12 protein-coding genes are annotated in these 11,501 nt (G+C 41.8%); 8 read left to right on the top strand and 4 right to left on the bottom strand.

Features of this window, described 5'->3' with window-relative positions:
• Nucleotides 1-15: 15 nt before the first annotated feature.
• Both B7714_RS07245 and rsmG read right to left on the bottom strand, forming a co-directional pair.
• Nucleotides 16-1,299, bottom strand: coding sequence for a uracil-xanthine permease family protein (locus B7714_RS07245; protein WP_000808282.1), 1,284 nt, complete (start codon nucleotides 1,297-1,299; stop codon nucleotides 16-18).
• A 290-nt stretch (nucleotides 1,300-1,589) separates the two neighbouring features.
• Nucleotides 1,590-2,303: a 16S rRNA (guanine(527)-N(7))-methyltransferase RsmG gene (gene rsmG / locus B7714_RS07240; protein WP_084860105.1), complete on the bottom strand. Its 714-nt coding sequence runs from the start codon at nucleotides 2,301-2,303 to the stop codon at nucleotides 1,590-1,592.
• 93 nt (nucleotides 2,304-2,396) lie between these two features.
• Between rsmG and B7714_RS07235 the strand changes: the two genes are divergently transcribed.
• The 3 genes from B7714_RS07235 (at nucleotide 2,397) to B7714_RS07225 (ending at nucleotide 4,568) form a co-directional block, all read left to right on the top strand.
• Nucleotides 2,397-2,957, top strand: coding sequence for a LemA family protein (locus tag B7714_RS07235; RefSeq protein ID WP_084860104.1), 561 nt, complete (start codon nucleotides 2,397-2,399; stop codon nucleotides 2,955-2,957).
• Between the two features lies 1 nt (nucleotide 2,958).
• A complete protein-coding gene (htpX, locus tag B7714_RS07230) occupies nucleotides 2,959-3,858 on the top strand; it encodes a zinc metalloprotease HtpX (RefSeq protein WP_049506037.1) in 900 nt (299 codons plus the stop codon).
• 110 nt (nucleotides 3,859-3,968) lie between these two features.
• Nucleotides 3,969-4,568, top strand: coding sequence for a CPBP family intramembrane glutamic endopeptidase (locus tag B7714_RS07225; protein WP_223341666.1), 600 nt, complete (start codon nucleotides 3,969-3,971; stop codon nucleotides 4,566-4,568).
• Nucleotides 4,569-4,758: 190 nt separating this feature from the next.
• Here the strand turns inward: B7714_RS07225 and B7714_RS07220 are convergent, their stop codons facing one another.
• Both B7714_RS07220 and B7714_RS07210 read right to left on the bottom strand, forming a co-directional pair.
• A complete protein-coding gene (locus B7714_RS07220; protein WP_084860103.1) occupies nucleotides 4,759-6,318 on the bottom strand; it encodes an ATP-binding cassette domain-containing protein in 1,560 nt (519 codons plus the stop codon).
• A gap of 484 nt (nucleotides 6,319-6,802) precedes the next feature.
• On the bottom strand, nucleotides 6,803-7,132 hold the full coding sequence (locus B7714_RS07210) for a helicase BlpT (protein ID WP_084860102.1): 330 nt from the start codon (nucleotides 7,130-7,132) through the stop codon (nucleotides 6,803-6,805).
• 168 nt (nucleotides 7,133-7,300) lie between these two features.
• Between B7714_RS07210 and B7714_RS07205 the strand changes: the two genes are divergently transcribed.
• From B7714_RS07205 to B7714_RS07185, 5 genes are all read left to right on the top strand, one after another.
• On the top strand, nucleotides 7,301-7,843 hold the full coding sequence (locus tag B7714_RS07205) for a YceD family protein (RefSeq protein WP_000773191.1): 543 nt from the start codon (nucleotides 7,301-7,303) through the stop codon (nucleotides 7,841-7,843).
• On the top strand, nucleotides 7,844-8,473 hold the full coding sequence (gene nth / locus B7714_RS07200) for an endonuclease III (RefSeq protein ID WP_084860101.1): 630 nt from the start codon (nucleotides 7,844-7,846) through the stop codon (nucleotides 8,471-8,473).
• Nucleotides 8,474-8,683: 210 nt separating this feature from the next.
• Complete coding sequence (pyrR, locus tag B7714_RS07195; protein ID WP_000850018.1) at nucleotides 8,684-9,205, top strand: bifunctional pyr operon transcriptional regulator/uracil phosphoribosyltransferase PyrR; 522 nt, start codon at nucleotides 8,684-8,686, stop codon at nucleotides 9,203-9,205.
• 18 nt (nucleotides 9,206-9,223) lie between these two features.
• Entirely contained in the window at nucleotides 9,224-10,147 is a 924-nt protein-coding gene (locus B7714_RS07190) for an aspartate carbamoyltransferase catalytic subunit (RefSeq protein WP_084860100.1), read from the top strand.
• Between the two features lie 49 nt (nucleotides 10,148-10,196).
• The gene (locus B7714_RS07185) at nucleotides 10,197-11,276 is read left to right on the top strand and encodes a carbamoyl phosphate synthase small subunit (RefSeq protein ID WP_000166847.1); all 1,080 of its coding nucleotides are present in this window, start codon (nucleotides 10,197-10,199) and stop codon (nucleotides 11,274-11,276) included.
• The last annotated feature ends 225 nt before the right edge of the window (nucleotides 11,277-11,501 follow it).

Genomic DNA, 11,501 nt, shown 5'->3' with positions numbered 1-11,501 from the left:
TTTGTGTATAGATGATTAGTCTTTATTTTCGTGTGGCAAAATCAAGTTCAAGATGATTCCTGTCATGGCTGATAGAGCAGTACCTGAAAGGGTTACTGGACCGAGTTTAAGGATTGCTCCACCAAGTCCAAGTACCAACATAGCACTAGCGATGATGAGGTTACGCATCTGGCTGAAGTCAACGCGTTCCTTAATCAAAACTTTCAAACCATTGCTGGCGATAACTCCGTAGAGAAGGATGGACATGCCACCAAGCACAGCATTTGGAATGGTTGAAATCAAGGCAGTGAATTTACCTAGGAAGCTAAGAGCAATGGCAATGAAGGCCGCGTTACGGATAACAGAGACGGAAGCGATACGAGTCATGCCGATAACTCCTGTATTTTCTCCGTAAGTCGTATTAGCTGGTCCACCGAGGAAGGCGGATACAGATGTCGCGATACCGTCACCGAGAAGCGTACGGTGAAGTCCTGGTTCTTTCAGGAATTGACGGCCACAGATTTGGCTCAAAACTGTGTGGTCTCCGATGTGTTCTGAAATGGTTACAATAGCGATTGGTAAGATGGCGATTGTTTCAGGACCGAAGTACAAGTTGTACTCTTTAAAGGCTCCACCTGTACTAAATGGCAAGTAGAAACCAGGAATTTCAAACCAGTTGGCTTGAAGGACTGGGGTAAAGTCAACCAAACCAAGCATCATAGCGAAGATATAACCACCGATGATGGCAAAGAGGAAAGGAATGATACGAAGGAAACCTTTTCCTTTTGTATTGATAAAGGCAGCAATCAAGAACGTCACGACAGCTACAAGAGCGTTCTTCCAGTTTCCGTCTGCTACAAGTCCAGCATTCGTTACAGCAGAACCAGCAAGACCAAGACCGATAACGATAATCATAGGTCCGATAATGATTGGTGGCAAGAGTTTATCAATCCATTTCGTACCTGCAAAACGAACACTTGCTGCTACAAGGACATAGACCAAACCAGTCAAGATAACTCCAGTTTGAGCAGCAGAAACATCGCCCCCCATTTCTTTCATGGCTAGAGACATAGCCGTGATAAAGGCGAATGAAGAACCTAGATAAACTGGAACCTTAAAACCAGTAGAAATCATGTAGATAAGTGTTCCAATACCGGAAGCGAAGAGAGCAACCGATACGGGCATTCCCAAAATTAAGGGAACGAGAATGGTTGCACCAAACATAGCAAACACGTGCTGGAAGCTTAGAAGAATACCTTTACCAGCAGAAGGACGTTGATCAACGTCTAGTAACAAGTCAACAGTTGATTCCTGTTTCATAAAAACCTCACTTTTGGGCACCAAAAAAGAGCCCATTATTTTGCAGCAATAGGCCCTCAGAGTAAGACTTTTTAAAAAATAGCTATCTTTTAAAAATTTATATAAATCTGCGCCTTCGTCACCTCACAGGATGACATTAAAAACCTTTGCTTAGGATAGTATAGCAGAAAAAATTCGTTTTGTAAACGAATTTTTCCCGAGCCCAGAAATACGAGAGCGAGGAATGATTTTGTAAATCATTTTTTCCCGAGCCCAGAAATGCGAAAGCTAGGATTGATTTTGTAAATTGTTTAAAGTGGGCGTTTGTTGGGCATGCCAGCCTTTCTTGGGTACTTGTTAGGCGTCTCCTTTTTCTTTTCGACCACAGTGATGTAGCGCGGATCTCCATTTGGCAGGGCATAGCTGAGGTTGTTCTCTACCTTGCTAAAGAGGAGGTTGAGAGCGTTCTTGGCTTCCAGCAATTCCTCAGGGGCATTGCTGGCCTTGAGTGCCAAGAGTTTTCCGCCAACTTTAAGATAGGGGATGGTCAACTCAGATAAGATCTGCATACGGGCAACCGCACGAGCCGTCACCATATCAAACTGAGCACGGAATTTCTTGTCTTGGGCAAAGTCTTCTGCCCGTCCATGGTAGAAGTGAACACCGTCCAAATCCAGCTCCTGAGCCAAAAGCTGAAGGAAGTTGATGCGCTTATTGAGCGAATCAATGATGGTCACATCTAACTGAGGATAGAGGATTTTCATAGGAAGACTAGGAAATCCTGCCCCAGCCCCGATATCAAGAAGTTTGATAGTTTCATTTGAAATCAAGCCTTGTAGGATGGGTGCAATCGAATCATAAAAATGTTTGAGATAAACTTCTTCTTTATCTGTAATAGCGGTCAGGTTAATCTTTTCATTCCACTCGACCAAGAGTTCAAAATAGCGTTCAAATTGGTTCTTTTGCTGGTCAGAAAGTGGAAGATTTTGCTCAGCTAGTAGGCTGTAAAATGTTTCTGGTTTCATAGTCGTTTCCTTCTCTAGTATCATCTTATTTTACCATATTCATTAAAATTTTGATATACTGGTAGTAATCTAAAAGCAGAAAGGAATAAGATTATGACTTGGATTATTCTTGGAGTTTTGGCTCTGATTGTTATTTTTGTGATTGTTAGCTATAACGGTTTGGTTAAAAATCGTATGCAGACCAAGGAGGCTTGGAGCCAGATCGATGTTCAGTTGAAGCGTCGTAATGATCTCCTCCCTAACTTGATTGAAACAATCAAAGGCTATGCTAAATATGAAGGTTCTACCTTGGAAAAGGTGACAGAACTTCGTAGACAAGTAGCTGCAGCAACTTCACCAGCAGAAGCTATGAAGGCCAGTGATGCCCTTACCCGCCAGATTTCTGGTATCTTTGCAGTAGCAGAGAATTACCCAGACTTGAAAGCTAGCGCTAACTTTATCAAATTACAAGAAGAGTTGACCAATACAGAAAATAAAATTTCTTACTCACGCCAACTCTACAACAGTGTTGTCAGCAACTACAATGTAAAACTTGAAAGCTTCCCAAGTAATGTCATCGCAGGACTATTTGGCTTTAAAGCTGCGGACTTCCTTCAAACACCTGAAGAGGAAAAGGCAGTTCCTAAAGTTGACTTTAGTGGTTTAGGTGACTAAGATGTTGTTTGATCAAATTGCGAGCAATAAACGAAAAACGTGGATTTTGTTGCTGGTTTTCTTCCTACTCTTGGCCTTGGTTGGTTATGCCGTTGGCTATCTCTTCATGAGATCAGGTCTTGGGGGCATGATTATAGCCCTAATCATTGGTCTTGTCTATGCCTTAACCATGATCTTTCAATCGACAGAGATTGTCATGTCTATGAATGGGGCGCGTGAGGTTGATGAGCAAACAGCACCAGACCTCTACCATGTAGTGGAAGATATGGCCATGGTCGCTCAGATTCCCATGCCACGTGTTTTCATCATTGAGGATTCTTCTTTAAATGCCTTTGCAACAGGTTCGAATCCGCAGAATGCAGCAGTCGCAGCAACGTCGGGTCTTCTGGCTATCATGAATCGTGAGGAGCTAGAAGCTGTTATGGGCCATGAAGTCAGTCATATCCGAAACTACGATATCCGCATTTCGACCATTGCTGTCGCCCTTGCTAGTGCTATTACCCTGCTATCTAGTATGGCTGGTCGGATGATGTGGTGGGGTGGCGCAGGTCGCAGACGGAGTGATAATGATCGCGATGGAAATGGTCTAGAGATTATCATGCTTGTCATCTCTCTCCTAGCAATTGTTTTGGCTCCCTTGGCAGCAACCTTGGTACAACTAGCTATCTCTCGCCAGCGGGAATTTCTAGCGGACGCATCCAGTGTGGAGCTGACTCGCAATCCTCAAGGGATGATCAATGCACTGCGCAAGTTAGACAATAGCGAGCCAATGCATCACCATGTCGATGATGCCAGCAGTGCTCTGTACATCAATGATCCTAAGAAAGGTGGGGGACTACAAAAACTCTTTTATACCCACCCACCTATCTCAGAACGAATCGAACGCTTGAAACACATGTAAACAAAATCCAGAGGTCGTCTCTGGATTTTTTTGCTTTTAGTATCTCGCTTTTAACTTGTTATCTCACCAAAAAATAGTATAATATATGTAATTCTATATAATTGAGGTGAATGATGTATAAGCGCTGGATGACGTTTTTCTTGATTTTGATTTTTATGCCAATTCATTTGAGTATAGCAGAGAAAATTATGCGAATAAATTCATTACCGCTATCCATCCTTTTTACGCTTGTTGAACTTGCAATATTTTTATATGTAGGAAAAAAGTATGACTTGTTTCACATTCGGAAAATCTACCTAAAAGATATTCTTAAATGTTTTCTTTCATACGCCTTGCTTTTCCTCTTTTATATTTTGGTCAATTTTTTAGGCCCTACCCAATCAGACACAACTCAAACTGTGCAAAGTTTATCACTTTCATGGTCTGTACTTTTTGTGGATCTCTGTGTTTTGGCACCTGTCACGGAAGAAATCTTTATGCGAGGTATGTTACAGGGGATAGTATTTAAGAATACATATTTTGGCTTGTTTGCCACGTCGCTTCTTTTTGCTTATCTGCATGGTCCCTATACTATTCCTAGCTTTATCAGCTATTTAGGTATGGGATTTGCATTTGGGGTAAGGTATAAGACTTCTGACAACCTATGGAATTCCATTCTTTTGCATGTCCTCAATAATCTGGTTGCATTTTGCTTTTTGTATATGAGATAATGATGCATTAGAATGCTTTGAGCTGTAAAATAGTAAAAAATGATTTCTAGCTTATATAATTTAAACAAAAGTCAGAGCATAATCTGTCACGTAAAAGACGCCAGAAGCGCTCTTTATATCAATGATCCCAAGAAAGACGTGTGTAAACAAAATCCAGAGATCGTCTCTGGATTTTTGCTATGTTCAACATTTATAAATCTTGTAAATCAACAACTTCCAAACCACGATCTGTCAAACGATAGATACTCGTACAGACCTCTTTTAAGAAGCGTCTGTCATGCGAAACAGTGATCAGACCGCCGGGATATGAGGCAAATAGTTTTCTGATTTCAGGTTGAGAAGTGGGAGAAAAATTACGTGTAGGCTCATCCAGAAGGAGAAAGTTTGGTTTGCGCAACACTAAATCCAAAAGTAGGAGTTTACCTTGTTGCCCGCCAGATAGGGAGCGGATTTGGTGGTGCATCTCTGGATAGTTGAAATTGAGACTGGCTAGGTGAGATTGGATTTTCTGTAGTTCCTCTTTTTGTCCAGTTTGGCTGAGATAGGCTACTGGAGATAGATCTAATTGCAGTTTTTTATGGTAATCTTGTGGCATAAAACCAAGCGAAATCTCTCTTTTGGCGCTTAGTAGTTGCTGCAACTTGGCTAACAGAGTTGATTTTCCAGCACCATTTGGCCCGATGATACCGATTTTATCTTGGCCACGGACCGTTAGTTGTAACCCCTGAGCTAAAACGCGCTCTCCAATGGACAAATTTTCCTTTTCCAGTTGGATTAAGACTTTAGAAGCCGGTAATGGTTGGATATCTGAAAAGAAAAGTTGGATTTGTTCCTCGTCAAGTGGCTTTTGGGTCATGGACTGGGCTTCCTTTTCAAAGCGTTTTTCTTGAGAGAGTACATTTTTCATCTTTTTAGCCAATAGGCGCCCAACAACATCATTTTTAGTATTTCGCAAAGCATTTTCTACATTCTGCTTAACGCGACGATGTTTTTCCATGGTTTTATTATAGGCTCTCTGGTCGTTAGCAGCTTGCTGGCTTTGTCTGGCAAAATTAGCCTTTCTCTGGTCACTATAGCGATTATAGTCTAAATGCTCGACTAGCGTTTCTGCTTCTTTCCGATGCTTGACCAGTCGCAGGTGGACAATAGTATCTGCCGTATGAGAAAGAAAGTCTTCATCATGGGAAATGAAAATAACGGTTTGCCTGGTCTTTTGTATCTGCCTTTTTAGCCAATCAACCGTCTCAAGGTCTAGGTCATTTGAAGGTTCATCTAAAAAAAGAACTTCAAAAGGTTTAGACAATTCATGAATGAGTTGAACTTTTAAGGCTTCGCCACCTGATAGACTACCGATTAGTTGTTCACTAGCGAAGCGATCACTATCAAAGTGCAACTCCTCCGCCAAACGATAAAGAATGCTGTAGTCTAAATCAGCAGAATCCAAAAAGAAGTAGTCATGTAGAGTTCTATTTTTCAGGAACTCGGGGAGTTTTTGAGGAATGTAGGCCAGTGATTGAAGGTCAGAATGGATGTCGCCCTTGATAGTAAAATCAGGCAATGCTTCCCCCATTAAAGCTCGTAGTAAAGTCGATTTACCATTTCCTTCTTCACCAATAATAGCAACCTTTTCTCCGTCTTGGATAGTCATGGTTAGGTCAGATACAAGATCTCGTAGATCTTTGTTTTGTGTGATGGTCAGATGATTGATTTTTATCATATTGTTGCCCTTTCTAGAATGTCGATAGTGCATAACAAAAAGCTCTACTTTATCTAGTAGAGCCCAAAGTCACTGTCAAAAACTCTAATATCCTCATTGAAAAGGTCGTCAAACTAGCTTGGAGCTGCCTAACCCAAGAGGGGCAGATGATTAGCTTTCCAGTTTTTTGATTTTCAATGAGGACAAGATACTAGAAAATCTAGTATAAAAGAGCACACAAAAAGAGACAAAAACAAGATCTACTAAATAAAGGTTCTTTATTTGATAGATTAGTTGTTCATGTCTCCCTTACCTCCGAGTATTAGTACCTCTATCCTATACCTTTCAGGAAATTTTGTCAATAGAAAACAGGAAATTCTAGGTTTTATACTCAATGAAAATCAAAGGGCAAACTAGGAAGCGACCCGAAGACTGCTCAAAGCACAGCTTTGAGGTTGCAGATAGAGCTGACGAAGTCAGTAACCCATACCAACGGCAAGGCGAAGATGACGTGGTTTGAAGAGATTTTCGAAGAGTATCAGAATCCAAAAACAGGTCCATAGAGAGTCAATACGTGTTTGACATGCTCGTAATGGAACTTGTCATAGTTGCGCCAAGAAGCACGAGCTTGATCGTTTAGTTTTAGGCTACCAAGTCCAATCAGAAGACTGGTACGTTGGTAAAATTTCTCGAGGTCGATTAAGATACTGTTGTCAATCTTTTCCGCTTTTTTAAGTTCCTTGAGAGTGGTGTTCAGCAGTTCTTGTAGACGGAAATCATCGGCTGTTCCTTGTTTGCAGCTTTGGTAACTTTTATTTAACTCGGAAAGGAGTTGGTAAGCTTCAGTGATGAGTGCTTTGTCTTCCATATGAGCATCCTCCTTGCTCTGATGTATTCTTGCCTATAGTATAGCACTAATAGGAAAGTTTGTCATAGTAAATATGTTAAAAAATGAGATTTTAATATCAAAGTTTGTGAGGCTGACTTATAGCCTTTTCATGGTATAATCAAGTGAGTACATCTTTATGGAGGAAAAATGAAGTTAAATATTCAAGAAATTCGTAAGCAGCCTGAAGGTCTACACTTTGAACAAGCTTTAGACCTGGCAGCAGACTTGCGTAAACGAAATCAAGAAATTTTAGATGTCAAAGATATCCTTGCTGTTGGGAAGGTGCAGTACGAAGACCGTCTGTATTTCTTAGACTATCAGTTGTCATATACCATTGTTCTTGCTTCCAGCCGCAGTATGGAGCCAGTTGAGTTGGCTGAGTCATATCCAGTGACAGAGGTCTTCATGGAGGGAGCAACCAATCAACTAGACCAAGAAGTTCTTGATGATGACCTGGTCTTGCCTATCGAAAATGGGGAAATCGACCTTGCTGAGAGCGTAGCAGATAATATCTTGCTCAATATCCCAATCAAAGTCTTGACCGCTGAAGAAGAAGCTGGTCAAGGTTTTGTGTCTGGAAATGACTGGCAAATCATGACTGAGGAAGAATACCAAGCCCAACAAGCAGTCAAGAAAGAAGAAAACAGTCCATTTGCTGGCTTGCAAGGACTATTTGATGGAGACGAGTAGATGGTTTTATCCAAGAAACGTGCCCGTCATGTCATAGAGGAAATTATTGCCCTCTTTCCAGATGCTAAGCCTAGTCTTGATTTTACCAATCATTTTGAACTACTGGTTGCGGTGATGTTGTCAGCCCAGACGACAGATGCAGCGGTAAATAAGGCCACACCAGGTCTCTTTGCTTCTTTTCCAACGCCACAAGCTATGTCTGTCGCTACTGAAAGTGAAATTGCTTCACACATTTCTCGCCTGGGACTGTATCGAAATAAGGCTAAATTCCTTAAAAAATGTGCCCAACAGTTACTAGACGATTTTGATGGTCAAGTTCCTCAGACTCGAGAGGAATTAGAAAGTCTAGCAGGAGTTGGTCGCAAGACAGCCAATGTTGTCATGAGTGTGGGCTTTGGAATTCCAGCTTTTGCAGTGGACACCCATGTGGAGCGTATCTGTAAGCATCACGATATCGTTAAAAAATCAGCTACGCCACTTGAAGTAGAAAAACGTGTCATGGATGTTCTGCCACCAGAAGAGTGGTTAGCAGCTCACCAGGCCATGATTTACTTTGGACGAGCTATCTGCCATCCCAAAAATCCAGAATGCGATCACTATCCCCAATTATATGATTTTAGTAATGTTTAAGGGGACTCTGAAAAAGTTTTTGCTTGATTTTAAGGGTGCTTTGTGCTATAGTAAATAGTAACTAAATAGTCCTTTAAACCTGTCCCGTGAGGCAGGCAAGGAGCGCGATAAAGTAGAAGGGTGAAGTCTATACTGTTTATAGTAGGGCTCGCTTGACTATACATTTCAAGTCTCCTTGTAGAAGGAGACTTTTCTTTTTGGAGGTTTGTCATGAAGACAAAAGAAGTTGTAGACGAATTGACTGTCAAACGAGCGATTACGCGTATTACTTATGAGATTATTGAGCGCAATAAAGATTTGAATAAAATTATCCTAGCTGGGATAAAAACGCGTGGTGTTTTCATCGCTCATCGTATCAAAGAACGCTTGGAGCAGTTGGAAAACATCACTGTTCCTGTTGTGGAATTGGACACCAAACCTTTCCGTGATGATGTTAAAAGCGGAGAAGATACTTCTTTGATTTCTGTTGATGTGACAGACCGTGAAGTTATCTTGGTGGATGATGTACTCTATACAGGTCGTACCATCCGTGCTGCGATCGATAACATTGTCGGACATGGTCGTCCTGCGCGCGTGAGTCTTGCGGTGCTAGTAGATCGTGGACATAGAGAATTGCCTATCCGTCCAGATTACGTTGGGAAAAATATCCCAACCAGTCGTTCTGAAGAAATCATCGTAGAGATGACAGAACTTGATGGCCAAGACAGAGTTCTGATTACTGAAGAAGCTTAGAAAGCTGAAGGAGTAGCCATGTCAGAAAATCAACAAGCATTGAACCATGTGGTTTCCATGGAAGATCTTACAATTGATCAAGTGATGAAATTAATCAAACGAGGGATTGAGTTTAAAAATGGAGCCCAACTTCCCTACGAGAACAAACCTATCGTATCGAATCTCTTTTTTGAAGATTCTACACGGACACATAAGTCCTTTGAAGTGGCAGAGATTAAGCTAGGGTTGGAGCGACTGGACTTTGATGTGAAAACTAGTTCTGTCAATAAGGGTGAGACACTTTATGACACTATTTTGACTCTATCTGCTCTAGGAGTGGATGTCTGTGTGATTCGCCACCCAGAGGTCGACTATTACAGAGAGTTGATTGCAAGTCCGTCGATTACGACTTCCATTATCAATGGTGGGGATGGCTCAGGTCAACATCCTAGTCAGAGCTTGCTTGATTTGATGACTATTTATGAAGAATTTGGCCACTTTGAGGGTCTCAAGGTTGCTATTGCAGGCGACTTGGACCACTCACGCGTTGCCAAATCCAATATGCAGATTTTGAAACGCTTGGGAGCTGAACTGTTCTTTGCAGGACCTGAGGAATGGAGAAGTCAAGAGTTTGCGGACTATGGACAGTTTGTAACTATTGATGAGATTGTTGATCAGGTGGATGTTTTGATGTTACTCCGCGTTCAACATGAACGCCATGATAGTGGAGCCGTTTTTTCAAAAGAAGACTACCATGCTCAACACGGTTTGAACCAAGAACGCTATAATCGCTTAAAAGAAACAGCAATCATTATGCATCCTGCTCCAGTGAATCGAGATGTGGAAATTGCTGACCACTTGGTTGAAGCACCAAAATCACGCATTGTCCAACAAATGACCAACGGTGTCTTTGTTCGGATGGCAATCTTAGAATCCGTACTGGCGAGTAGAAACGCCAACTAAAACACAAGACGTTAAAAGACGCCAGTGAGCGTCCACGAGAGGTGAAAATATGACAAAAAGACTTCTAGTATTAGAAGATGGCACAGTTTTTGAAGGCAAGGCCTTCGGAGCAGATATTGATGTAACAGGCGAAATCGTCTTTAACACAGGGATGACTGGTTACCAAGAATCCATTACAGACCAATCTTATAATGGACAAATCTTGACCTTCACTTATCCTTTGGTGGGAAATTATGGAATTAATCGTGATGATTACGAATCCATCATTCCAACTTGTAAAGGAGTTGTCGTTTTCGAAGAAGCGCGTCGAGCTAGCAACTGGCGGAATCAAATGACCTTGGATGAATTTTTGAAAGCTAAGAAAATTCCAGGTATTTCAGGGATTGATACGCGTGCCCTTACTAAGATTATCCGTAAACATGGTACCATGCGTGCAACCTTGACTCACGTCGGGGACAGTATGGACCATGTGACGGACCAGCTGCAAGCAACAGTCTTGCCGACAGACAATATCAAACAGGTTTCTACGAAAACTTCCTATCCAGCTCCAGGAGTTGGTTTGAGCGTGGTGCTAGTGGACTTTGGTCTCAAGCACTCAATCCTACGTGAACTTTCTAAGCGTAACTGTAACGTGACGGTTGTTCCTTATTCAACAACAGCAGAAGAAATTCTCCACCTAAATCCTGATGGAGTTATGCTGTCAAATGGTCCAGGTAACCCAGAAGACGTTCCAGAAGCACTGGACATGATTCGTGGTGTGCAAGGGAAAATTCCAATTTTCGGAATTTGTATGGGACACCAACTCTTTGCCATGGCAAATGGGGCTAAGACCTACAAGATGAAATTTGGTCACCGTGGATTTAACCACGCTGTACGTGAAATTGCAACAGGACGCGTAGACTTTACCAGCCAAAACCATGGTTATGCAGTCAGCCGTGAGGACTTGCCAGAGCATTTGATCATTACCCACGAAGAAATCAATGACAAGTCAGTTGAAGGAGTTCGCCACAGATACCAACCAGGTTTCTCTGTTCAATTTCACCCAGATGCAGCTCCTGGTCCACACGACGCAAGCTATCTATTTGACGAGTTTATCGAGATGATGGAAGCTTTTAAACAAGCAAACTAAAGACGAGTGAGAAATCGTCGGAGAATTTATGTAACTGAACACGGACGGAAAGCTAGGAATTTAGAGAAACCAAGTTGGATTGTCAATCCTTCCTTGGTTTCCTAAAATTTAATCGCTTTCTATTCGTCCTTTGTATCTTATTTAATGTCGCTTTGTGAGGCGACGAATAGAAAGGCAGGTCGTTTCTTTTAGTCGCTATCAGGCGAACTAAAAACTCCCTGCACT

It is taken from the genome of Streptococcus oralis subsp. oralis, from assembly GCF_002096595.1.
GTDB lineage: Bacteria > Bacillota > Bacilli > Lactobacillales > Streptococcaceae > Streptococcus > Streptococcus oralis_D.
This window is presented reverse-complemented; position numbering and strand designations above follow the sequence as displayed.

Bases quoted from the DNA above. Each gene is read 5' to 3' on its own strand.
- B7714_RS07225 (WP_223341666.1), top strand. From the start codon at position 3,969: ATGATGTATAAGCGCTGGATGACGTTTTTCTTGATTTTGATTTTTATG.
- B7714_RS07235 (WP_084860104.1), top strand. From the start codon at position 2,397: ATGACTTGGATTATTCTTGGAGTTTTGGCTCTGATTGTTATTTTTGTG.
- B7714_RS07210 (WP_084860102.1), bottom strand. From the start codon at position 7,132: ATGGAAGACAAAGCACTCATCACTGAAGCTTACCAACTCCTTTCCGAG.
- B7714_RS07190 (WP_084860100.1), top strand. From the start codon at position 9,224: ATGTCAGAAAATCAACAAGCATTGAACCATGTGGTTTCCATGGAAGAT.
- B7714_RS07220 (WP_084860103.1), bottom strand. From the start codon at position 6,318: ATGCACTATCGACATTCTAGAAAGGGCAACAATATGATAAAAATCAAT.
- nth (WP_084860101.1), top strand. From the start codon at position 7,844: ATGGTTTTATCCAAGAAACGTGCCCGTCATGTCATAGAGGAAATTATT.
- rsmG (WP_084860105.1), bottom strand. From the start codon at position 2,303: ATGAAACCAGAAACATTTTACAGCCTACTAGCTGAGCAAAATCTTCCA.
- B7714_RS07205 (WP_000773191.1), top strand. From the start codon at position 7,301: ATGAAGTTAAATATTCAAGAAATTCGTAAGCAGCCTGAAGGTCTACAC.
- B7714_RS07245 (WP_000808282.1), bottom strand. From the start codon at position 1,299: ATGAAACAGGAATCAACTGTTGACTTGTTACTAGACGTTGATCAACGT.
- B7714_RS07185 (WP_000166847.1), top strand. From the start codon at position 10,197: ATGACAAAAAGACTTCTAGTATTAGAAGATGGCACAGTTTTTGAAGGC.
- pyrR (WP_000850018.1), top strand. From the start codon at position 8,684: ATGAAGACAAAAGAAGTTGTAGACGAATTGACTGTCAAACGAGCGATT.
- htpX (WP_049506037.1), top strand. From the start codon at position 2,959: ATGTTGTTTGATCAAATTGCGAGCAATAAACGAAAAACGTGGATTTTG.